Raw genomic sequence first — 22,719 nt, 5'->3', positions numbered from 1 at the left:
GGGTGTGGCATGGAGGGGGAACTCGGGGAAAGACCGATTGACCGTGATGTCGGCACATGGCATGCGGGCAAGGCAGCAGCCCGTTCCTGCTCCTGCCTTGCCTGCGGTGCGGATTCTAGGCCGCCTGCTGCCGGACCTTCTTCTTTTTCTCTTCGACCGGGGGGCCGAGAAGGGATTTGATGTGATCGATGTCGCTGGTGGCGATGGTCCGGTTTCCGGTCATGCCCAGCCGCCGTTCGTCGATGCCGAGGCAGAGGCCGAGAAGCTGGGGATAGAGGAGCACCGGCAGGATCTCCGATCCCGGCGCCTCGGCGGCCATGTTACTCTGGGTGGTGTCGAACTGGAGGTGGCAGTAGGAGCAGATCGGGGTGATGTAGTCCGCCCCCGCCTGCCTGGCGCCGCTGATCTTTTCCTGCAGCAGCTTGCGTGACAGCTCGTCGTTGAGGCCGGCCAGGGCGGCGCCGCAGCACTCCATCCGGCCGCGCCAGTCGAGGCTTGTCGCCCCGGTAACCCCGACGAGATCCTCGGTTATCCGCGGCACGAAGGAGTCGTCAAATTGCGTAATTTCGCGGGGCCGCAGGATATGGCAGCCATGGATGACCGAGAGCTTGAGGCCCTTGCAGGTGTTGACCAGCTTGTTCCTGATGGTCTCGATGCCGACATCCTCATGGAGAACGGTGAGGTAGTGCCTGATCCTGGCCGTGCCGGAGTAGGCCAGACCCTCCTTGGCCAGCAGGGTGTTGAATTCCTCCCGCAGGGCGCGGTCTTTGTCTACGACGGATTTCGCCTTCTGCAGACTGGCGAAGCAGCAGTTGCAGATGACCAGGATGTCGAGGCCGGCCTTTTCGGCAATCGCCATATTCCGTACGGAAGGCATGATGTAGGCCTTCTCGTCGACGTTGCGCATCGGGTAGCCGCAGCAGTTGAATTCCGGAATCCTGACCAGTTCGATGCCGAAGGTCTGCAGGACCGCCTCGGTCGAATCGGCGTACTGCTCTACCCTTACAGGGATGTTGCATCCCTGGAAAAATGCAAATTTCATGACCTGCCTCCCTCTTCGATCCTGGCAATGGCCGCGTTTTTCAGGCCGTAGAAGATATCGCACAGTTCAACCTGATTCGGGCAGTGCTCCTGACAGAGATAGCAGGTGGAACAACTCCAGATCATCTTCGCCCCCATCGCCAGGTCGACCTTGCCGATGCCGAGGCTGAATATGATCTGGTGCGGCAGCATGCCCAGGGCCTCGCCCGGGTTGTCGTAGCTGCGGACGACCGGGCAGATGTTGGTGCAGCGCTGGCAGGCATAGCAGCTCCGGTACGAGGGGTTGGCAAATGTCCCGCCCCTCTCGAGGGTCAGCGGTCGCACCATGTCGGCCAGGGCGGTGAAGCTTTTGCGGAACAGCTGCTCGACGACCTTCAACGCCTTGAGATGATCGCCGGTGTAGCTCTGGGCCAGCGCCAGCGGGAAGGAGAAATGGCTGAGCATCGAGGTCTCGGGAATGCCCCGGTCAAGCAGGGCATAGCGCGAGCTGACGAAGAGCTCCTTGAGGTTGATTCCGGAGGGGCAGATATTGGTGCAGCGGTCGCAGCTGGTACAGATGTAGAGCCCCTGCTGCAGCTTTTTCAGGGTAGCGCTGTCGAGCTCCTTGCCGGCGGCGATGTGCTTGAGGAACTGGACCTTTTCCGAGGGCAGGATGAAGTCGTTGTGGAACGACTCGAAAAACATGTTCGACGAACATTCCAGGCTGCAGGCGCCGCAGTGGGTGCAGGCCGACAGGCCGATCATCTGCCGGGTCAGAACATTGGCCGGCTCGCCGTTCTCCTTGCCCATGATCCGGGTGATGATCAGACTGACCGGGGCGGAGATGATGTGGAACATCTTCGAGAAGGGCAACCAGGCCAGAAAGGTCAGGCAGAAGAGGATGTGGAGGTACCACAGGAAGCTGACCGCACCGGCTTCGCCGGAGGCCATCAGCGGTCCGGTGATCTTGGCCAGGCCGAAACTGACGAAGGCGGAGGAATTGGCGGCGTGACACTCGCCGCAGCTGCCAGCGCTGATTTCCTGGCCCTGGGCCACCAGTTCGGGGGTGATGGCCGGTGGGTTGTGGGCGATCACCAGACCGTTCTTTTCGATCCAGTAGGCGGCGAGGGCCTGGATCTCCTGTTCGTCGGTAATACCGGTGTCGTCAAGCATCCGCTGGAAGGTCGAGTACGACGAAATCTTCGCCCCTTCGAGCAGCATCCCCGAGAGGATGATGCCGCCGACAAAGATCAGGGCCGCCCAGTCGCCGGCATAGGTCATGAGCCGCTGCGGCCGCAGGGTGATCCGGCGGTAGACGGCGATGGCAACGCCGGCAAGGACCATGAGGCCGAAGAGGTTGCGGAGGAACAGATAGGGGTCGAGGGTCGACTGATAGTCGCTGAAAAGCCGTTCGGTGATCAGCGAATCAAGGGCATGAAGGAAGAACAGCAGCAGAAAACCGGTGAAGATCAGACCATGGGCGATCCAGCGGAGGGTGTTCTTGTCGAAGACCCGTTGCTGGAACAGCAGATCAAGGAATATGGATTTGAGGACCGTTATCGACCTGGGGCCGAACAATGCACCCCCCAGGGCCTTTCCAGCAGCTGCCAGGCGCTGCGGCAGGGTTAAGGTTGCTGCGGGGGGGTGGATTCCTTGCGAGAACCAGACATACAGGCGCAGGAGAATGCCGATGAGACAGACAGAGACGGCGACCGTCAGAAGCAGTGTGAAATTCATGACAAATCTCAATATCCTCGATCGTGTTATTGGTTAACGGAACATGGTTGCGGTGTATCAGGCCATGTTTGAGCGATACCGGGCAGTAGGCGGAGACGCATTGAACGTTCATGGTGGCACCGGCGGTTGCGGCCGGTGGCTTCACGTCGCCGGCTGGCGACAGGTTGATAATGGGAGAAACATTCATTACTGCTTCGCCGCCGGGTCGGCGGTCGAAACGTAAGGCCCGGCAGTCGGGGAAGGACTTCCCTCATCATTGCGGGCGCACAATGCGGGCGCAGGCTGCCGGGAGGTCAGTCCTCAATAGCGAACCGGGCGACTCTGGGGTTCCCCGGTAGATTTTCTCCGGCCGGGAACGAGCTTTCTGTTGAATATGAGGCAATTGACAACGGCTCTCCGGCAGGCGTTCACTTCTGTTCCTTCTCCGGCGGGAATTCGACCAAATTTCCGGCCACCGTGATTTCCATGGCCTGATCCTTTGGTGCAAGAGAGAGGAAATGCAGAGATGAAGTATCATTCTCAGTTTAACGGGAGAAGGACGGTTGTACAATATAAAACACGTGCGCCGCACCTCCGGCGCATTCTTTTTGCGAATCAGACTCGGGAGGCGTTCCGGACGATTTTTCCAGGGAGAAATGATCGGCAAGCCCACCGGTGCGGGCGTTCTTCGGGTTGGGTGAGGTTTTTCCGTTGCCGCCGGTTTTCTTTCTCGACCTTTGCACAAGAACGGGATACAGTTTGTCTGGGAACGGCCGGGACGGGTTGAGAAAATCATTACATCCGGTACTCGGTTGATCTTGTCAGCTGCAGGTTATTGCGTCATTTGTCAGTACATCTTCATAGGTATGCATGGCACGGGAGAATGCAGTGGCATGTATAGTTGAATCCTTTCTCTTGTTAGCCGTACGGGGTTGTTGATCCACGATACCTATTTCCGGGAGGTGTGTGGTGGTTTGATTTCCTCGATGAGGTGAAGCGGGTTTTGATCAATCTTCAGTTGGAGCATGTGGATATGGAAAATCAGATGGAAGAAGTGCTGGAAGGAATCTACCAGAAAACGGTGGTACATGGAGATAATATAATCACTGTGCTGCAGGAGATCCAGAATGCGTTCGGATATGTCCAGGAGGAATCGGTGAACTGGTTCTCGGCGAGAACCAATATACCGGCTTCGAAGTTCTACGGCGTCATCACCTTTTATTCCCAGTTTCACATGACCCCTCGCGGCAAGAACATCATCACCGTCTGTTCGGGGACGGTCTGCCACGTCAAGGGGGCATCCAGGATCATCTCGCGGATCCGTGACGATCTGAAACTCGCGGAAGACAAACCGACCACCAAGGACATGCTGTTTACGTTGGAAAACGTCAACTGCGTCGGGGCCTGCAGCATCGCCCCGGTTGTCGTCGTCAACGAGAAGGTCTTCGGTAAGATGAATCCGGAGAAGATCTCCAAAACCCTCAAAACCTATAAGGAATAACACCGTGAATGGCGAAATAATTGTCAATGTGTGCATGGGCACCGGCGGCATCGCGGCGGGTGCTGAGATGGTGATGAAGGCGTTTCAGGATGAATTTGCCGCTGCCGGGCTCGAGAATGCCACCGTGCAGAACCGCTGCAAGCTGCACAAGGTCGGTTGCCGCGGCTTCTGCGCCAAGGACGTCCTGGTCGACATCAGTGTCAACGGCGAGGTCTCGACCTACCAGTATATCCAGGAGGATATGGTCAAACGGTTGGTCAGGGATCATGTCGTCGGCGGCAAACCGATCAAGGAATGGATGGCCGGAGACGACTACCATGTCTTCCACGACAACCAGACCAAGGTCGTCCTCCACGATCTCGGCAAGATCAATCCGGAATCGATCGACGATTACCTCAGCGTTGACGGCTACACCGCGGCGAAGAAGGCCCTGACGACGATGACCGCCGAGCAGGTCATCAACGAAGTCAAGAACTCCGGCCTGCGCGGCCGCGGCGGCGGCGGTTTCCCGACCGGGCTCAAGTGGAGCCTGTGCGCCGCCAACGAGGCGGACCAGCGCTATGTCATCTGCAACGCCGACGAGGGCGACCCCGGGGCGTTCATGGACCGCTCGGTCGTCGAAGGCAACCCCCATGCGGTGGTCGAAGGCATGATCATCACCGCCTACGCGATCGGGGCCACCCGCGGCTACGTCTATATCCGTGCTGAATACCCGCTGGCCGTCCATCGGCTGCGCATCGCCCTGGACCAGGCCCGGGAGAAAGGCTTCCTCGGCGAGAAGCTGTTCGGCGGTTCGTTCGAATTCGATATCAAGATCAAACTCGGCGCCGGGGCCTTCGTCTGCGGCGAAGAAACGGCGCTGATCGCCTCGATCGAGGGTGAACGCGGCATGCCGCGGGCCAAGCCGCCGTTTCCCGCCAACAAGGGGTTGTGGGGCAAGCCGACGATCATCAACAACGTCGAGACGCTGGCCAATCTGCCGCCGATCATCAACAAGGGGGCCGAGTGGTTCGCCTCGATCGGCTCGGAGAAGAGCAAGGGCACCAAGGTCATCGCCCTGACCGGCAAGATCAGGAATACCGGCCTCATCGAGATCCCGATGGGCATGCCGCTGAATGACATCATCTTCAAGATCGGCGGCGGCATCGAGGGCGACAAGCTGTTCAAGGCGGTCCAGACCGGCGGGCCTTCCGGCGGCTGCATCCCGCAGCAGTTCATCGATCTGCCGGTCGATTACGAGGGCCTGAAATCGGTCGGTTCGATGATGGGCTCCGGCGGTATGGTCGTGCTCGATGAAACCGACTGCATGGTCAACATCGCCAAGTTCTTCCTGACCTTCACCCAGGAGGAGTCCTGCGGCAAGTGCGTCCCCTGCCGGATCGGCACCAAGCGCCTGCTCGAGATCCTGACCCGGATCACCGAGGGCAAGGGCAAGAAGGGGGATATCGAACTGCTGCAGGAACTGGCCGAGGATGTCCGTGATTCGAGCCTCTGCGGTCTCGGGATGTCGGCACCGAATCCCGTCATCAGCACCATCAAGTATTTCCGCCATGAGTACGAGGCCCATATCAACCGAAAGAAGTGCCCGGCCAAGGTCTGCAACAAGTTGCTGACCTTCTTCATCCGCCCCGACCAGTGCGTCGGCTGCGGCATGTGCGCCAAGGCCTGTTCGGTGAAGGCGGTCTCGGGTGAGCTGAAACAGCCGCACAGTATCGACAACGCCCTCTGCATCCAATGCGGATCATGCTTTGATGTCTGTAAATTCAACGCTGTTGTAAAGGATTAACCTATGATCAGCCTGACGATTGACGATAAGAAAATTGAGGCGCCGCACGGTGCGACCGTCCTGGAAGCAGCCCGTCTGGCCAAGATTGATATCCCGACCCTCTGCCACGACCCGCGGATGAAACCATTCGGAGCCTGCCGGCTCTGCATTGTGGATATTGCCGGGTTGCCGCGGCCGGTCACCTCCTGCACCACCCCGGCCACCGAAGGGATGGTGGTGACGACATCGAGTCCGCGCCTGGAGCGTCTGCGCAAGACCACGGTGGAATTGCTGCTCTCCGACCACCCGAACGACTGCATGGTCTGCATCCAGGCCGGGGATTGCAGCCTTCAGGACCTGGCCTATCGCTACGGCATCCGCGACAACCGCTTCAGCGGCGCGGTCCGCCAGCACAAACGGGTCGACAATAATCCGTTCATCCTCCGCGATCAGGACAAGTGCGTCCTGTGCGGCCTCTGTGTCAGGGTCTGCGACGAGGTCCAGGGGGTGGGGGCGATCGGCTACGCCAACCGCGGTTTCGAGTCGGACATCTGTCCGCCGTTCAAGAAGCAGCTCGACTGCGAGTTCTGCGGCCAGTGTGTTTCCGTCTGCCCGACCGGGGCCCTGTCGGCCAAGATGTGGGTCGGCCAGCCCCGTCTGGATGGTCTCCAGCCCACCGAGACGACCTGCACCTACTGTGGCTGCGGCTGCAATATCACCCTCCACACCCATGGCGACACGGTCGCCCGGGTCTCATCCCGCTCCGATAACCATAACCGCGGCTGGCTGTGTGTCAAAGGTCGGTTCGGTTACGAGTTCATCAACAGCCCCGAGCGGCTGACCACCCCGCTGATCCGCCGCCGGAAAGGCGGCCCGCTCGAGCCGGCCGGCTGGGACGAGGCCCTCGATCTGGTCGCTTCGCGGCTGCAGTCGGTCAAGGAGCAGCACGGCGCCGACGCCATCGGCGGTCTGGCCTCGGCCCGCTGCACCAACGAGGAAAATTATCTCTTTCAGAAACTGCTGCGGGCGGGGGTCGGCACCAACAATGTCGATCACTGCGCCCGATACTGACACAGCGCGACGGTGGCCGGTCTGGCCACCAAGTTCGGATCCGGCGCAATGACCAATTCGGTCGAGGGAATCTCCCGCAACGATGTCCTGTTCGTCATCGGTTCCAACACCACCGAGAATCACCCGATCATCGGCCTCAGGATGAAGGAGGCGGTGGCCAACGGCGCCGAGCTGATCGTCGCCGATCCGCGCAAGATTCCGCTGGTCAAGTTTGCGACGCTGTGGCTGCGGCACAGGCCGGGGACCGATTCCGTCCTGTTGAATGCGATAATGAACGTGATCCTGGCCGAAGGGCTTGAAGACAAGACCTTCATCGCCGAGCGGACCGAGGGCTATGCCGAGTTCGTCGAGTCCCTGGCGACGTTCACCCCCGAGTTCGCCGAGGGCGTGACCGGGGTCGCCGCCGCCGATATCCGCAAGGCGGCGCGGATCTATGCCGGCGCCGGCACCGCCGGAATCTACTACGCCATGGGCATCACCCAGCATACCATGGGGACGAACAACGTCTGTGCGGTCGGCAATCTGGCGATGGTGACCGGCAACCTCGGCAAGGACGCCGCCGGCGTCAATCCGCTGCGTGGCCAGAACAACGTCCAGGGCGCCTGCGATATGGGCTGTCTGCCGACGGACTATCCCGGCTACCAGAAGGTCAGCAATCCTGCGATACAGGCCAAGTTCGAGAAGGCCTGGGGCAAGTCGCTGTCGCCGCAGCCGGGCCTGACCGCCAGCGAGATGACCGGGGCGATGCTGTCCGGCAGTCTCAGGGCGATGTACATCTTCGGTGAGAATCCGGCGCTGTCCGATCCGAACATGTCGCATTCGATCAAGGCGTTCAAGGCCCTCGATTTTCTGGTGGTCCAGGATATCTTCCTGACCGAGACGGCGGAGTTGGCCGACGTGGTCCTGCCCGGCGCCTCGTTTGCCGAGAAGGACGGCACCTTCACCAGTTCGGAGCGCCGGGTGCAGAGGGTGCGGCCGGCCATCACCTCACCGGGCGAGGCCAGAGGCGACCTTGCCATCATCCATGAGGTGTACAAGCGGATCGACCCGGCAGCGGCATCCTTCAACGTCGCCCCGGCCGAGCTCTTCGCCGAGGTGGCCACCCTGTGGCCGGGGATTGCCGGGATGCGGTACGATCGTCTCGACGGCAACGGCCTGCAATGGCCCTGCCCGACGGCCGATCATCCCGGGACGCCGTATCTGTTCCAGGGAGCCTTCCCCAGGGAGGGGGGCAAGGCCCTGTTCACCAAGGTGCCGTACGTTGTGTCGGACGAGCTGCCCGACAGCGAATATCCTTTCCTGCTGACGACAGGCAGGGAGTTGCTCCAGTATCACACCGGGACGATGACGAGAAAATCGACCGGAATCGCCGCCGCAGCGCCCGAACCGTTTATCGAGATCAACCCCGCCGATGCGGCGGTGCTCGGGATCAGCAACGCCGAACTGCTCTCGGTCAGTTCGCGGCGCGGCAGTATCAAGGTGAAGGCGCGGGTCTCGGATATCGTTCCGGCCAAGGTGGTCTTCATCCCGTTCCACTACAAAGAGGCGGCGGCGAATATGCTGACGAGCGACGCCCTCGACCCGATCAGCAAGATCATGGAAGCCAAGGTCTGCGCGGTACGGGTTGAAAAACAGGCAGCCTGATCCGGTCGGGAATAACAGGCTGACAATCCGGGGACTGGTTCTTCATTGAACCGGTCCCCTTTTTTTCGTCGATATGCTGGACAACCGGCCCAATCTGCATGAGTGTGTCGGGAGGATGGCCGGTTACGTGATCAACTCAGTCCAACGAAGAATCGGGAAGGAAGTGTGAGTACGGGAATCGAATCCATTATTGTGGAGTGTGGAGGGAAGACGATCACGGATTGCAGCAGCATCATCCTGGTGCCGAAGATCGCCATCACCGAGCCCGGCTATATCACGACGGTGACCGTCGGGGCATCCGCCCATGCCAAGCATGAATTTCATACGATGGCGCAGATGGCGTATTTCCAGTTTCAGGATGGCGAACTCGAGATTGCACCACTGGAAGGCAGTGTGCGTGTTTCGGTGCGAGGGGAAGCGGAGGTACTGGTCGCCGGCCTGGCGCTCTACCGGGATACGGAGGGGCGGTTTCACGCGCTGATGCACGAGGGACAGGACGGGAAAAGACTGATCGAAGCGGCCTACCGCTTCTGTACCCGGTGGATCCGGCTGGACATCTGACAACCGATTGAAGGGATTGACGTATTAATGACAGCCGTGGAGGCTCAGTGCAAAAAGTAGTTGTTTTTCAGCAGAATGGCAGTGGTGAACGGAAGATAGCCGGGGTCAGGGAGCATGGCGCCGATATCGTCAGGATCGAGACGGTCGCGATCGATGGCGCCCTGCCGCCGGTGATCGATGATGCTCGAAGTTATCTCCCGGACCGGATCGACGCCGACCTCGTCCTCGATTATCTGCGGCATCAGGACCTCTCCCACGATCTGGTCCTGATGTGCGTGGAGCAGGGGATTCCGGTGGTTTCCTCGGGCAAGAAGAGAACCGGCCGGCAGGTCATGATCCCGCCCACCTGATGCGGGCTGCCGAGGCAGGATTGTCTCGGTCCCTATGGTGAGCGGTTCGGCGCTCCCGAACTCGAGGTCGAGGTCGAAAACGGCAGGATCGTGCGGGTGACGGTGGTGCGGGGAGCCCCGTGCGGGGCCACCTGGGATGCCGCGAAAAAACTGGTCGGTTCCCTGGCCGGGGAGGCCGAGCGGATCATTGGTCTCGAGGTCCAGTACTTCTGTTCCGCCAACCCGGCGGGGTGGGATCCGATCTACGGCCAGAGTCCTGTTCATTTCGCCGGCAAGGTGCACAGCAAGGCGATGAAGGACGCGCTGGCACGCCAGGCCGGGATCTGAGCGTACCCCCTGGGCGGAGCGCCGGGCATTTCCGGCCCGAGGGGCGGATCCGATGGCTACCAGTTCCTGCCGAGCAGTTCGAAATATCCCCGGGGGCGGACGCAGGCCGGGCACTTGGCAGGCGGTTCGGTGCCGGAATGGAGGTAACCGCAGCCGAGGCATTTCCAGACCGTTTCCTCCGGACGCGAGAATATCCTGCCGACGGTGATGTTTTCCGCCAGTTCCCGGAATATCTGCTCGTGGTGCCGTTCGGCGACACTGATGGCGTCGAGGGTCTCGGCGGCCCGCGTCATTCCTTCCTCGCGGGCGATCTCGGCAAAGAGCCGGTACATGGTGCCATGGACGTAGAGCTCGAGTTCGGCCGAAGACAGCAGGTTCGAACGGGTGTCTTCGATGACGCCGGCGGGAAATGGCCAGCGGATCTCCATTTCACCGCCGTTGAAGAACTTGAAGAAGCGCAGTGCGTGTTCGTATTCCTGTTCCGCAGTCTCATCGAAAATCCGGGCGATCTGGATATAATCTTCCTCCCTGGCCCGGCCGGCGAAAAAATTATAACGGGTTCGGGCCTGGGCCTCGGCGGAAAAGGAGATAAGCAGGTTTTTGGCCGTTCTGCTGTCACGAAAAGACATTGGCTTTTTCCGGTGTCGTGATTATTCTTCGACTATGATTGCCTCGGCCCCGCACTCGCGGGCGGCCCGCCGGACGACGTCCTCGAGGTGAGCCGGGATGGTATCGAACTTGACGATGGAGAGGAGCTGGTCCTCGTCATACTCGAAGACCTCGGGGCAGAGTTTGTTGCAGTTTCTGTCTCCCATGCATTCTTTGGTGATCGTAGCCTTCATGTTCGTCTCCTTGTGCGGGTTGATCGTGATAGCCCCGGTTAGTCCGGTAACATTGCCTGTACAATACCACCTGTAATAATAGTCTTATCGGTCCAAGTGGCATCCGTCAAATCAAATCTATCTGCCGTGGATATCAGGTCTCTCGCCGACTGTTCCCACGGTTTCATGCGTCTGTCGGCCACCCGTGCGGGAACGGGATGCCGGAGGGTATAGCTATGGTCGGTTTTGCCAACGCAATGGAGGTGTTCAGCCTGCTCGACAGAAGCAACTGCCGTCGATGCGGGGAAAAGACCTGTATGGCCTTTGCCGGGGCGGTCTACCGGGGGATCAAGCCCATTTCCGCCTGCCCCGGGCTCGACCCCGCAACCTGCGCCCGGTATGGGACCGAGAAATCACCGCCACCGGAAGGGGATGACACGCTTCTCGCCGCCCTGCTCGACCAGGTCGGCAGGCTCGATCCGGTCGAGACGGCGGCACGCACCGGCGGGACGGTGGTCGGCAACCGGATCGTTCTCAAGGTGCTGGGAAAGGATTTCGGTATCGACGCCGATGGCAATTTCACCACCGATATCCATGTCAACAACTGGGTCGTCGTGCCGTTTCTCACCTACCTCGTGCAGTGTCGCGGCGATCAGCCAGCCGGGGAGTGGATAGCCTACCGGGAGATCGCCGGCGGCAGGGAGCGTTATCCGCTGTTTCGGAAACGGTGCGAGGAGGTGATGAAACAGGTGGCTGATACCTGGCCCGACCTGTTCGACGACATTGTCCATCTGTTCAGCGGCGAGCGGTTGCCGGTACAGTTCGACGCGGATATCTCGGTCGTCCTCAAACCGTTGCCGAAAGTGCCGGTGATGATCTGCTACTGGAAACCGGCCGACGGGATGGCCTCGTCGCTCAACGTCTTTTTCGATGCTGCCGTGGACAGGTGTCTCGACGCCGGCGCCGTCTTCAATCTGGGGACGGGGATGGCGCGGATGTTCGAGGTGCTGGCCCTGCGGCATGGGATCATCCTTCCAGCCGCATGATTAAGTTCATTTTTTCCGTATTTTCGGCCGCATGGGCGATATTCCCGCCCTCAGGCCGGAGGTTGCGGCAGGCAAAACGGTGAAATCTTCAGTGTTTTAAACAACCGCACATTTTTGTGATGGGTGGAAATAAAAAAGATTGTCATTGCGCGGTATATCAATGATAATGACTCTTAACTGAAGAGCGTCCACCGATGGTATTTCTCACCGTTGTACTCTGATTACGCCCCTTACATACTCGCTCGCAGGTCGAGCACACAATGACGGCAGTGGCGAAACTGTCGGGGCCGGTCTGAAGGAGGACTTGTTTTGACCGAACAGAGCCAGAAACAGGACACAAAAAACAGGATCGGATCAGTGCTGGTTGCCGGTGCCGGAATCGGCGGGATGCAGGCAGCCCTTGATCTGGCGGGAAGCGGCTTCATGGTTCATCTGCTCAACGATGAGCCCTCCATCGGGGGAACGATGTCCAGACTGGACAAGACCTTCCCCACCGGCGACTGCGCGATGTGCATGATTTCGCCCAGGATGGTCGAAAGCAGCCGCCATCCTAACGTCAGGATGCATACCCTGGCCCGGGCCGTCAAGGTCACCGGCCAGGAGGGCGACTTCACGGTGACGGTAGCCGAGAAGGCCAGGTATGTCGATGCCGACCGCTGCACCGGATGCGGGGCCTGCGAGGCCGAGTGCCCGGCCAGGGTCGCCAACGTCTTCAACCAGGGCCTCGATAAGCGCAAGGCCATCTATGCCCTGTTTCCCCAGGCCGTGCCGAACACCCGGGCCATCGATGCCGAGCACTGCCTCTTCCTCACCCGCGGCGTCTGCCGCAAGTGCGAAAAGGTGTGCGACGCCAACGCCGTCAACTTCGAGGATACTGACAAGGAATACGAGCTGCAGGTCGGTTCGATCATCCTCACCCCCGGGTTGAAGACCTACGACCCCGCCATCCGCCAGGAACTGGGCTATGGCCGGCTGAAAAACGTCGTCACCTCGCTGCAGTTCGAGCGGCTGTTGTCGGCCTCCGGCCCTTTCGGCGGGGTGGTGACCAGACCCTCCGACGGCGGCCACCCCAAACGGCTGGCCTGGGTCCAGTGCGTCGGCTCCCGCAACGCCCACAATGCCAATCCGTGGTGCTCCTCGGTCTGTTGCATGTATGCCGCCAAGCAGTCGATCATCGCCAGGGAGCACGACCCGGAGGTCGAGGCCACCGTCTTCTACATGGAACTGCGGGCCTTCGGCAAGGACTTCGACAAGTACATCGACAAGGCCAAGTTCGGCAGCGGGGTCAAATACCGGCGGGCGATGATCTCCGAGATCATCGAGGACCCGGTGACGAAGAACCTGCGGATCCACTCGGTCGATGAAGAGGGACGGCTCGTCAACGAAGAGTTCGACATGGTCATCCTCTCCATCGGCTTCGAACCCCGGCCGGATGCCGCCGAATTCGCGAAGATCTTCGGCATCGAGACCGACCAGTACGGTTTTGCCCGGACCTCGAAACTGGCGCCGGTCGCCACCAGCCGTCCCGGCATCTATGTCGCCGGCACCTACCAGGGGCCGAAGGATATCCCGGAAACGGTCATCCAGGGCAGCGGCTCGGCGGCCCAGGCCATGGCCCTGCTCGGCGAGAGCCGCGGCAGCGAGATCGAAGAGGTGGTGCTGCCGGAGGAACGGGATATTACCGGAGAAGAGCCGCGGGTGGGGGTCATCGTCTGCCACTGCGGCGTCAATATCGCCGGCACCGTCGATGTCCAGAAGGTCGCCGAGGCCGCCAGTCACCAGCCCGGTGTGACCCATGCCGAGACCATCATCTATGCCTGCGCCCCGGACGGCCAGCAGAAGATCCGCGATCTGATCAAGGAAAAAGGCCTCAACCGGGTCGTCGTCGCCTCCTGCACCCCGCGCACCCACGCGCCGCTGTTCCAGGACACCATCCGCGAGGTGGGACTGAACAGGTTCCTCTTCGAACTGGCCGATATCCGGGAACAGTGTTCCTGGTGCCACATGAACGACAAGGAAAAGGCGACCGCCAAGGCCATCGAGATCGTCAATATGAACGTGGCCAAGACCCGCCTGCTCGATCCGGTGACGTCGAATTCAGTCGGCGTGACCCATGCGGCCCTGGTCGTCGGCGGCGGCATCGCCGGCATGACCGCCTCGCTGTCCCTGGCCGGGCAGGGGTACGGCGTCCATCTGGTGGAACGGGACACTGTCCTCGGCGGTCTGCTGAACAAGGTCCGACGCAATCTCGAGGGCGATGACGTCCAGGCCTATCTCGACGATGTCAGGAATAAAATCGAGCAGGAGGCGCGGATCACCGTCCATCTCGGGGCGACCGTCGCCGCCACCGAGGGTTTTGTCGGCAACTTCAAGACCAGCCTGACGGATGGGACGGCCATCGAGCACGGGGCCGTCCTCCTCACCAGCGGCGGCGCCGAGTATGTCCCGACGGAGTACGGCTACGGCACTTCGCCGAACGTCATGACCCAGCGCGAGCTCGAATCGTGGCTGGCCGCCGGCGATCCGAAGGCGAGCGACCGGTTCGTCATGATCCAGTGCGTCGGGTCGCGCGAGGAGCCGGCTAATTACTGTTCCCGGATCTGCTGCCAGGATGCCCTGAAAAACAGTATCGCCATCAAGGAGCGGCAGCCTCGGGCCCGGGTCGTAGTGCTCTACCGCGATCTGCGGGCCTACGGGCTGAAGGAGGATTACTACAGGAAGGCACGCGACCTCGGCGTCCTGTTCTTCCTCTATGTGCCGGAGCGGAAACCGGAGATCATCGCCGACGGCAGCGGCTTCAAGGTGCGGGTCGACGGCAAGGTCCTGGGCGGGGAGATGGAGATCGACGCCGATTACCTCATCCTCTCCACCGGCCTCCGGCCCCGGGAGGATGCCCAGCAGCTGTCCCAGACCTACAAGGTCACCCGCAACGGCGACGGCTACTTCATGGAGGCGCATGTCAAGCTGCGGCCGGTCGATTTCCCCAGCGAAGGCCTGTTCCTCGCCGGCCTGGCCCATGCCCCGAAGAACCTCGAGGAGACCATCAGCCAGTCGCTGGCCGCCGCCGGGCGGGCCGGGACGCTGCTGTCCCGCGACAACCTGACGGTCTCGGGGATCATCGCCAAGCATAACCGCGATATCTGCATGTCCTGTCTGGCCTGCTTCCGGGCCTGTCCCTTCGGGTCACCCTTCATCGACGCGGATGGCCGGGTGAGCCACAACGAGGTGAAATGCACCGGATGCGGAATCTGTGCCGGCATCTGTCCGGCCAAGGCCTTCCAGGTCAACTGCTTCCGTGACGACCAGATCCTGGCGATGATCGATTCGGTGACCGGTAACGACTAACGTAGAGAGGAAGGAACCAACCAATGACAGCTGATGGAGAAAAGATCGAGGAACGGCGGAGCCCGGAAAAACCGTGCGAGATCCCCGCGGGATGGAAGGCGAACATCATTGCCTTCGCCTGTCATTACTGCGCCTTCGCCGCCGCCGATCTGGCCGGGGTGATGCGTCTTTCCTATTCTCCCAACTCCAAGGTGATCCGCCTGCCCTGTACCGGCAAGCTCGACCACATCTATGTGCTGCGGGCCTTCGAGCGCGGCATCGACGGGGTGTTCGTCGCCGGCTGACTCGAGGGCCAATGCCATTTCCTGGAAGGAAATACCAATGCGGCCAAGCGGGTCAAACGTCTGAAGGGATTGCTGAGCACAGTCGGCATCGATCCCGAACGACTGCACTTCTACAACCTCTCGGCCGCCATGGGGCCGCGATGGGCCGAAATCTGCAATGAATTCACCGAAAAGATCATTCATCTGGGTCCTTCGCCCGTCTGGCTGGCACTGCAGAGAAAGAAGGAGACAAACAAGCATGACGAGTAGCGTGCCGTCATCGACTGCCCGCCGATCCTGCGTGCCTAACGAACAAGGAGTCAAAAGGCCATGATAGTTGGAGAACAGAAACCGCTCGAAGAAATCTGGGAGATGGTTAAAAGGCATAAGCGGCTCACGGTCTTCGGCTGCAACACCTGTGTCGCCGTGTGCCACCAGGGGGGCAACAAGGAGGCCGGGATCCTCGCCTCGCTGCTGAGGATGAAGGCCGTGCAGGAAGGGGTGGATATCGAGATTGTCGACAGCGGCATCGAGCGCCAGTGCGAGCATGATTTTTTTGAATCGGTCCGTGATCTGATGGCGAAATCGGAGGCGGTCCTCAGCCTGGCCTGCGGCATCGGGGTCCAGTTTGTAGCCACGAAATATCAGATGCTGCCGGTCTATCCGGCCCTGAACACCACCTTCCTCGGCGACGTCATCGCTGTCGGCCATTTTACCGAGAAATGCCAGGCCTGCGGCGATTGCGTCCTCGGGCTCACCGGCGGCGTCTGTCCGGTCAGCCGCTGCTGCAAGCGTTTGAGTAACGGTCCGTGCGGCGGCTCGTCGAACGGCAAGTGCGAGATCTCCAAGGAAATCGACTGCGCCTGGCAGCTGATCGTCGACCGTCTCGAGGCCCTGGGGCGCCTGGACGACTACGAGAAGATCCCCCCTCTCAAGGACTGGTCGAAGGACAGAGCCGGCGGACCCCGGTCATTCAAGCTGGAGGACATTTAACCGTGGACCTGAAAACGAACAGCAGACTGGAAAAGGTTTTGAAGAGTGGTCAGCTGGCCGTCACCAGTGAGTGCGGTCCGCCCCGGTCAAGTGCCCCGGAAGGGATCATCAAGAAGGGCGAACTGATCAAAAACCATGTCGACGTCATCAACGTCACCGACAACCAGACTTCGGTAACCCGGCTGTGCAGCCTTGCCGCCTGCGTCCACCTGAAACTGCAGGGGCTCGACCCGGTCCTGCAGATGGTGGTGCGCGACCGCAACCGCATCGCCCTGCAGAGCGATATCCTCGGCGCCGCCTCCTTCGGCATCAACAACGTCCTCTGCCTGTCCGGCGACCACCAGAGTTTCGGCGACAACCCGCAGGCCCAGAATGTCTTCGATATCGACTCGATGCAGCTGGTGCAGACGGTTCGACGGATGCGCGACGAGGGCCGGTTCCTCAGCGGCGATGAGATCAAGGTGCCGCCGAACATGTTCGTCGGGGCGGCGGCCAACCCCTTCGCCGACCCGTTCAAGATCAGGGTGCCGCGCCTGGCCAAGAAGGTGGCGGCCGGGGCCGAGTTCATCCAGACCCAGTGTATCTACAATGTCGACAAGTTCGAGCTGTGGATGCAGGGCGTGCGTGACCGCGGCCTTCACGAGAAGGTCTTCATCCTCGCCGGCATCACCCCGATGCGTTCCGTCGGTATGGCCAAGTACCTCCGCAAATCGGTGCCGGGCATGGATGTCCCGGAGGAGTTGATCAATCGGCTGGCCGGTGTCGAAAAGGAGAAGCAGGCGGCCGAAGGCATTACCATCGCCGTCGAAACCATCCAGCGGCTCAAGGAGGTCAAGGGTGTGGCCGGTTTCCACATCATGGCCATCGAATGGGAGGAGAAGGTGCCGGAAATTGTCGAACGGTCCGGGTTGTTCCCGCGGCCGGTCATCGATTGAACGTTCCGTCGCCCGACAGAAAGCGGGCGGCATCACAGGCGAGGTTGAGAAATGTGTCAGATGCGTGTAGTTGTTGAGAAGGAAGGGAAGGAAGAGGTGATGGTCGAGAACGTGACGCGGTTGGAGGTGCTCGAGCAGGGGATCGCCGTCGCCACCCTGTTTGAAGGTTCGCGGGAGATCGACGGGGCGGCCCTCCGCCATATTGATTTCCTGGCAGGCAAGGTCTACCTGTCGCTCGGCTGAGGGGCGGAGATACAACACAGCATGTAAAATTCTAATCAGATCGGAGATAACGGGTGAAGAATACGGAAAAAATACGGATTCTGCTGCAGCACTGGATTGATCACAACAAAGAGCATGCCGCCGAGTACGAGAGATGGCAGGAAACCTTGGTCGATGACGGGCTGGCACCGATCGCCGGCTATATCAGCGCGGCGGTGGGCGAAATGCAGAAGGTCAATGCCTATCTCGACAAGGCGCTGGAAGAGGCCGGAGGCCGGGATGAGGCTTCCGGTCACCACCACCATAACGATCATCACCACCATCATCACTGAAAGGCCGCTCCGCGGCCACCGGAGAACGGCAGGGCCCTGGCGCCGGCGGCAAACGCTGCGGCGGCCAGGGCCTTTTTCGTTGCATCGGCCAAGTCGGTGCTGCTTCCGGGTGGATCTCAGGCGATCTCTTCCGATCAATACAAGCTGCTGAATATCGATAGAATATTGGCGTTGTGTCGATGCGGCCACGGCAAGGCGGGGGGCAACAGTGCCGTTTTTCATTGGAGTACTCTGGTTTTTGGACATAAAATGGATGTGCAGCCCGAGCGCTGCCGGCCCGCGATCCGGACCGGCAACTGCCGGCGACAGTGGTTGTTCACAGGATCGGTACACGAAAAGGAGACATCATGAGCAGTATCCAGTTTGTCATTGATCGGGACCCGTACGAACGGGAATTTCACCAGGCCGTCAGTGAGGTGCTGGAGTCGATCCAGCCGGTGCTGGAGAAGAACATCCATTACCGTCGGGAGGCGATTCTCGAGCGCCTCGTCGAGCCGGAGCGGGTATTCATCTTTCGTGTGCCCTGGGTCGACGACCAGGGGCAGGTACGGGTCAACCGCGGTTTCCGCATCCAGATGAACAGCGCGATCGGTCCCTACAAGGGCGGATTGCGGTTCCACCCTTCCGTCAATCTGAGCATCCTCAAATTCCTCGCCTTCGAGCAGGTCTTCAAGAATGCCCTGACCTCGTTGCCGATGGGCGGCGGCAAGGGCGGTGCCGACTTCGATCCCAAGGGCAAATCCGACAATGAGGTAATGCGGTTCTGCCAGAGTTTCATGACCGAGTTGTTCCGCCATATCGGTCCCGACACCGACGTGCCGGCCGGTGACATCGGGGTCGGGGCGCGGGAGATCGGCTATCTGTTCGGGATGTACAAGCGGCTGGCCCGTGAATTCACCGGGGTGCTGACCGGCAAGAGCCTGAACTGGGGCGGCAGCCTGATCCGGCCGGAGGCCACCGGCTACGGCAATGTCTACTTTGCCGCCGAAATGCTGGCCACCCGCGGCGAGACCCTGGAAGGCAAGACCTGCCTGATCTCCGGGGCCGGCAATGTCGCCCAGTTCACGCTCGAAAAATTGATCGATCTGGGGGCCAGGCCGGTCACTTTCTCCGATTCCTCCGGGTATATCTACGATCCCGCCGGGATCGACCGCCCCAAGCTGGACTACCTCAAGAGGCTGAAAAACGTGCAGCGCGGCCGGGTATCGCAGTATGTCGAATTCTGCCCTGATGCGGTCTTCACCCCGGTCGACCCGGCGCGGGAGTACAACCCCCTGTGGGATCACAAGGCCGAGTGTGCCTTCCCCGGCGCTACCCAGAACGAGATCAACGATCAGGACGCCCGGCACCTGGTGAACAACGGGGTCTACCTGGTGTCGGAGGGGGCCAACATGCCGACGACGCCGGACGGCATCAACATCTTCATCGACCGCGGCATCCTGTACGGTCCCAGCAAGGCCGCCAACGCCGGCGGGGTCACAGTCTCCGGCCTCGAGATGTCGCAGAACAGCATGCGGCTCAACTGGCCGCGCGAGGAAGTCGACAAGCGCCTCAAGGGCATCATGAAGGATATCCACAGGATGTGCAGGGAAACGGCCGAGCGGTACGGCGTACCCGGCAATTACATGACGGGTGCCAACATCGCCGGGTTTGTCAAGGTCGTCGATTCGATGATCGACCAGGGGGTGGTCTGAACGGCATCGGTCCCCTCCCCGCCCTCCCAGGCGGTTGCTGCATAACCCCGATCCGGCGCCCCGCCGGATCGACGCCTGATTTTCCACCTCGCTGCTGATTATTCCTATCGATCCGCGGTCATCGCATAAACAATGCCGATCCGCCGGCGGCCGTCGACCTTCAGCGTGCACGGCCGCGCCAGCCTGACATGGGCGGCATGCGCGGTCTCCTGGAGCACCGGCTGGGCGGCGAGCCACTGCCAGTCGAGGCGGTCGGCGGGATGGGTGCCGAGGCTGAGGTAGTTGATGCCGAGTGACGTGATATTGTGAAAGAAGTGCGACCCCTGGGAGGGATCGGCATGAACCTGCGGGTGCGTCGTCTCGATGATCGCCCCGACCCCGGCGATATCGGCCCAGGTCACCGGGATGCCGAGCCAGGGATCGGCCGAACCCCAGCGGCCGGGGCCGATGAGGATATACTTCCTCTCCTCTCTGACCAGCGTGCTGTTGATCTTCGCCAGTTCGCGGGCGATCTCGGCGGTGCGGGCGGGATCGAAGGTGTCCGGCCGGATGAAGACCAGGTCGAGAAAGCTCCGGTTGTCGGTGTTGCCGAGGGACTGGTGGCAGACGCAGAAGGCCTGCTGCAGCTCATCCGCACCGATTTCGACCTCGAGCATGTCCTCGCGGGCGCTCATCGGCCTGATCTGCAGCACCGCCAGTCGGGCCGGTTGCGCGGCGCCCCCGGGGAAGTCGACGGCGAACTCGATCTCCACCGGACAGCCCATCTCCCGCCGGCCGAGGGCGAGCAGGGCCTCGATCACCGGCGGCAGGGGATGGGTCCGGTGTTTGAGGATGGCGGCAAAGGTCAGCACCGGGATGCCGTATCCCGGGCTCTGGTCGCGGATCCGCTGCTCTTCCGGGATATAGCAGCTGGTCAGGAACTGGACCGGGAAGTCTCCCTGCGCTTCGGCAATTTCCAGGCGGCAGAGGGCGCCGCCGGCATGGCGATCGACGAGGGCCTCCGGCCGGCCCAGGCGCAGGGCGTAGAAGTGCTTCTGGGCGTTGTCGAGGATATCGCCGACGCTGGCACGCTGGGGGAGGATCTCGGGGTAGCGCGGCGAAAAGCGGAGGATCTTCTCCCCCTCCATCACCGTCTTGCCGAGACCGAGGGCGATGCTGGCGACCCCTTCGCCGCTGTCCATCCGGGCGAAGGGGTAGTAGTTCAGCGACTGGGCGAGGCCGGAGATCGCCGGGTAGTAGGTGTCACCGTAGCGGCTGCCGATGACCTGCTGCAGGATCACCGCCATCCGCTCCTGTTCGATGCGGTTGCCGACCCGCCGGGTGAAGGCCCTGGGGGCCTCGAAGAACGTCGAGGCGTAGACCATCCGGACGGCGTCGAGCAGCTGGTCGAGGCGGACGGCGGGGTCGGGGTGGTCGTTGGCCAGCATGCAGGTGTGGTAGAGCCCGGCATAGGACTTGAACCGGGCATCCTCGAGCAGGCTCGATGAGCGCACCGCCAGCGGTTTGCGGGCCGTATCGAGAAAGGCGGCGAGCTGGGCCCGGAGCGTTTCGGGGAACCGGGTCCGGCGGAACCGCTCGGCGATGGCCTCGTCGGTAAGGTCTTCCAGGGCCGGTGACTGCAGGCCGTTGAGGCGGAGGAAGGCATCGAAGGCGTCGGTGGTGATGATCAGGGTCTGGGGCACGAAGACCTCGATCAGCGGATACGGGGCCAGGAGGTCGGCGTTGCGGTACAGGGTGGCGGCAAAAAAGGCCAATCCCCTCGCCTTGCCGCCGAGGGAGCCGTTGCCGATCTTGGCGAATTCGATATCCGGCTCGTAGTGATCGGGGTCGAAGTTGACGATGACGCCGCGTTGCCGCTCGATCCGCTGGGCCCTGATCATCTGCACCAGACGCCGGCGGTGGACCTCGGCGGTGGCGAAGGATGAATCGCGCAGCGGCCGGACCCGGGAGGCCAGTTCGACCTCGGCCAGGGTGTAGAACCAGCGCGAGAAATCGTTGTGCCGGCAGTGGAAGAGGAAGGATTCAATCGGGATTTCGGCCAGTTTTTTCTCGAGTGAATAGAGATCGGTGGCCTGATCGAAGGCGGTGCCGTCGGGCATGCGGAAGACGAAGTTGCCGAAGCCGAGGTGCTCGGTGAGAAAGGACCGGATCTTCTCGTTCAGGGCGGCGGCATTCTTGTCGACGAAGCAGGCCGGAATGGCCTCGGCCTGCCGGGCGTTGCCGGGCTCGGAGCTGGTCAGCAGCAGCGGGATATCGAAGCGGTCCTGCCTGATGTGACGGAGCAGGCGGATGCCGGCGCACCCGTCAAGCACGCCGTTCTTTGGAAAACGGACGTCGGAGATGACCCCGAGGACGAAGGGCTTGAACTGTTCGTAGAGCTCCATCGCCCGCTCGAAGGAGTGGGCCACCAGGATCTTCGGCCGGGCCCGCATCGACAACAGCCGGTGTTCCTCATTGAGGCCGTCCTCGATCACGGTCTGGGTCTCGACCACCAGTTCCTTGTACAGCACCGGCAGAAACTGGGAAAGGTAGTAGGGCGAATCCTCGACGAAGAGGATGACCCGGACGCCGGCGGTGGTCGTATCGGGGACGGCGTTGATCTCGTCCTCGATGCACTTGATGATCGCCAGCAGGATATCGGCCTGGCCGGTCCAGAAAAAGATCCGGTCGATGTCCGGCACCTCCTGGCGGCCGATGAGGGACGATTCGGCGATGGTTTCCTGGTAGGTCAGCAGGACCACCGGGATCCCCGGCTTGACCCGCTTGATCGCCGTCCCGGTCTGCTGGGCCTTGTCGTCGACGGTCTGGGCGAAGGTGACGACAAAATCGAAGGGGCGTTCGACGAGGCGCCCGATGGCCTCGTCGAGCGAGGATACCCAGGTCAGGCGGGGAGGGCGGCTGAGGTTGAGGCCGCGGTACTCGTTGACGATCTGCTCCGACAGGCGGCCATCCTCCTCCATGATCCAGGCCTCGTAGGAGGTGCTGATGAGGAGGATGTGCTGAACCTTGGTGGGCATCAGTTCATGGAAGAGTTTGAACCGTGAACTGAGTCTTTTGCCGTTGGTGTCGGCCATCGCTGATCCTTGGGTGGTCGCCGGTATGGTTGCCGCGTG

Annotated in this window: 18 protein-coding genes; 13 read left to right on the top strand and 5 right to left on the bottom strand. The window is 61.4% G+C overall.

The annotated features are described in order from the left end of the window. Positions 1-115: 115 nt before the first annotated feature. Together ACWGKN_RS11390 and ACWGKN_RS11385 are read right to left on the bottom strand one after the other, a co-directional pair. Complete coding sequence (locus tag ACWGKN_RS11390) at positions 116-1,042, bottom strand: CoB--CoM heterodisulfide reductase iron-sulfur subunit B family protein (RefSeq protein WP_052159879.1); 927 nt, start codon at positions 1,040-1,042, stop codon at positions 116-118. Continuing rightward, the gene (locus tag ACWGKN_RS11385; protein WP_035228895.1) at positions 1,039-2,757 is read right to left on the bottom strand and encodes a 4Fe-4S dicluster domain-containing protein; all 1,719 of its coding nucleotides are present in this window, start codon (positions 2,755-2,757) and stop codon (positions 1,039-1,041) included. Before ACWGKN_RS11385 ends, ACWGKN_RS11390 begins: the two co-directional genes overlap by 4 nt. A gap of 1,012 nt (positions 2,758-3,769) precedes the next feature. Between ACWGKN_RS11385 and ACWGKN_RS11380 the strand changes: the two genes are divergently transcribed. From ACWGKN_RS11380 to dfsP, 5 genes are all read left to right on the top strand, one after another. After that, on the top strand, positions 3,770-4,237 hold the full coding sequence (locus ACWGKN_RS11380; protein WP_424253892.1) for an NADH-quinone oxidoreductase subunit NuoE family protein: 468 nt from the start codon (positions 3,770-3,772) through the stop codon (positions 4,235-4,237). A 34-nt stretch (positions 4,238-4,271) separates the two neighbouring features. Further along, positions 4,272-6,023 (top strand): NADH-quinone oxidoreductase subunit NuoF, encoded by a 1,752-nt coding sequence (nuoF, locus tag ACWGKN_RS11375; RefSeq protein WP_035228919.1) that lies wholly within the window; start codon positions 4,272-4,274, stop codon positions 6,021-6,023. A gap of 3 nt (positions 6,024-6,026) precedes the next feature. Further along, the gene (fdhF, locus tag ACWGKN_RS11370; RefSeq protein ID WP_424253894.1) at positions 6,027-8,717 is read left to right on the top strand and encodes a formate dehydrogenase subunit alpha; all 2,691 of its coding nucleotides are present in this window, start codon (positions 6,027-6,029) and stop codon (positions 8,715-8,717) included. A 165-nt stretch (positions 8,718-8,882) separates the two neighbouring features. Further along, positions 8,883-9,278 carry a hypothetical protein gene (locus ACWGKN_RS11365; protein ID WP_424253896.1) on the top strand — a complete coding sequence of 132 codons (396 nt, stop codon included), beginning with the start codon at positions 8,883-8,885 and terminating at the stop codon, positions 9,276-9,278. 23 nt (positions 9,279-9,301) lie between these two features. Then, positions 9,302-9,955, top strand: a complete 654-nt coding sequence (dfsP, locus tag ACWGKN_RS11360) for a DUF166 family (seleno)protein DfsP (RefSeq protein WP_424253911.1) — start codon at positions 9,302-9,304, stop codon at positions 9,953-9,955. 56 nt (positions 9,956-10,011) lie between these two features. On the opposite strand, the gene rbr is transcribed toward dfsP, so the two are convergent. After that, a complete protein-coding gene (gene rbr / locus ACWGKN_RS11355; RefSeq protein WP_035228891.1) occupies positions 10,012-10,584 on the bottom strand; it encodes a rubrerythrin in 573 nt (190 codons plus the stop codon). A 21-nt stretch (positions 10,585-10,605) separates the two neighbouring features. Beyond that, complete coding sequence (locus ACWGKN_RS11350; RefSeq protein ID WP_035228889.1) at positions 10,606-10,797, bottom strand: ferredoxin; 192 nt, start codon at positions 10,795-10,797, stop codon at positions 10,606-10,608. 215 nt (positions 10,798-11,012) lie between these two features. On the opposite strand from ACWGKN_RS11350, the gene ACWGKN_RS11345 reads away from it, so the two are divergent. The 8 genes from ACWGKN_RS11345 to gdhA all read left to right on the top strand — a co-directional run bounded on the left by ACWGKN_RS11345 (position 11,013) and on the right by gdhA (position 19,606). Continuing rightward, positions 11,013-11,822, top strand: a complete 810-nt coding sequence (locus ACWGKN_RS11345) for a DUF3786 domain-containing protein (RefSeq protein ID WP_035228888.1) — start codon at positions 11,013-11,015, stop codon at positions 11,820-11,822. Between the two features lie 309 nt (positions 11,823-12,131). After that, entirely contained in the window at positions 12,132-15,167 is a 3,036-nt protein-coding gene (locus tag ACWGKN_RS11340; protein ID WP_052159877.1) for an FAD-dependent oxidoreductase, read from the top strand. 23 nt (positions 15,168-15,190) lie between these two features. Next, positions 15,191-15,700, top strand: a complete 510-nt coding sequence (locus tag ACWGKN_RS11335; RefSeq protein WP_424253899.1) for a hydrogenase iron-sulfur subunit — start codon at positions 15,191-15,193, stop codon at positions 15,698-15,700. A 60-nt stretch (positions 15,701-15,760) separates the two neighbouring features. Beyond that, on the top strand, positions 15,761-16,423 hold the full coding sequence (locus tag ACWGKN_RS11330) for a methylenetetrahydrofolate reductase C-terminal domain-containing protein (RefSeq protein ID WP_424253901.1): 663 nt from the start codon (positions 15,761-15,763) through the stop codon (positions 16,421-16,423). A 2-nt stretch (positions 16,424-16,425) separates the two neighbouring features. Continuing rightward, positions 16,426-17,358 (top strand): methylenetetrahydrofolate reductase, encoded by a 933-nt coding sequence (locus ACWGKN_RS11325; protein WP_035228882.1) that lies wholly within the window; start codon positions 16,426-16,428, stop codon positions 17,356-17,358. Positions 17,359-17,418: 60 nt separating this feature from the next. Beyond that, positions 17,419-17,601, top strand: coding sequence for a CooT family nickel-binding protein (locus ACWGKN_RS11320; RefSeq protein ID WP_424253904.1), 183 nt, complete (start codon positions 17,419-17,421; stop codon positions 17,599-17,601). A 53-nt stretch (positions 17,602-17,654) separates the two neighbouring features. After that, a complete protein-coding gene (locus tag ACWGKN_RS11315) occupies positions 17,655-17,912 on the top strand; it encodes a hypothetical protein (protein WP_035228880.1) in 258 nt (85 codons plus the stop codon). Between the two features lie 347 nt (positions 17,913-18,259). After that, positions 18,260-19,606: an NADP-specific glutamate dehydrogenase gene (gene gdhA, locus ACWGKN_RS11310; RefSeq protein WP_035228879.1), complete on the top strand. Its 1,347-nt coding sequence runs from the start codon at positions 18,260-18,262 to the stop codon at positions 19,604-19,606. Positions 19,607-19,710: 104 nt separating this feature from the next. Here gdhA and ACWGKN_RS11305 read toward each other — a convergent pair whose 3' ends face one another. Beyond that, positions 19,711-22,680, bottom strand: a complete 2,970-nt coding sequence (locus tag ACWGKN_RS11305; RefSeq protein WP_452095229.1) for a PEP/pyruvate-binding domain-containing protein — start codon at positions 22,678-22,680, stop codon at positions 19,711-19,713. Positions 22,681-22,719 lie beyond the last annotated feature (39 nt).

This window comes from Desulfoprunum sp. (assembly GCF_053613775.1).
Note: the sequence above shows the minus strand (reverse complement) of the source record. Positions and strands in the feature narration are given on the sequence as shown.

What these genes read in the sequence shown, in the direction of transcription:
- ACWGKN_RS11320 (WP_424253904.1), top strand. Translation starts at nt 17,419, where the DNA reads ATGCGTGTAGTTGTTGAGAAGGAAGGGAAGGAAGAGGTGATGGTCGAG.
- rbr (WP_035228891.1), bottom strand. Translation starts at nt 10,584, where the DNA reads ATGTCTTTTCGTGACAGCAGAACGGCCAAAAACCTGCTTATCTCCTTT.
- ACWGKN_RS11305 (WP_452095229.1), bottom strand. Translation starts at nt 22,680, where the DNA reads ATGGCCGACACCAACGGCAAAAGACTCAGTTCACGGTTCAAACTCTTC.
- nuoF (WP_035228919.1), top strand. Translation starts at nt 4,272, where the DNA reads ATGGGCACCGGCGGCATCGCGGCGGGTGCTGAGATGGTGATGAAGGCG.
- ACWGKN_RS11380 (WP_424253892.1), top strand. Translation starts at nt 3,770, where the DNA reads ATGGAAAATCAGATGGAAGAAGTGCTGGAAGGAATCTACCAGAAAACG.
- ACWGKN_RS11345 (WP_035228888.1), top strand. Translation starts at nt 11,013, where the DNA reads ATGGTCGGTTTTGCCAACGCAATGGAGGTGTTCAGCCTGCTCGACAGA.
- ACWGKN_RS11385 (WP_035228895.1), bottom strand. Translation starts at nt 2,757, where the DNA reads ATGAATTTCACACTGCTTCTGACGGTCGCCGTCTCTGTCTGTCTCATC.
- ACWGKN_RS11350 (WP_035228889.1), bottom strand. Translation starts at nt 10,797, where the DNA reads ATGAAGGCTACGATCACCAAAGAATGCATGGGAGACAGAAACTGCAAC.
- ACWGKN_RS11390 (WP_052159879.1), bottom strand. Translation starts at nt 1,042, where the DNA reads ATGAAATTTGCATTTTTCCAGGGATGCAACATCCCTGTAAGGGTAGAG.
- ACWGKN_RS11330 (WP_424253901.1), top strand. Translation starts at nt 15,761, where the DNA reads ATGATAGTTGGAGAACAGAAACCGCTCGAAGAAATCTGGGAGATGGTT.
- gdhA (WP_035228879.1), top strand. Translation starts at nt 18,260, where the DNA reads ATGAGCAGTATCCAGTTTGTCATTGATCGGGACCCGTACGAACGGGAA.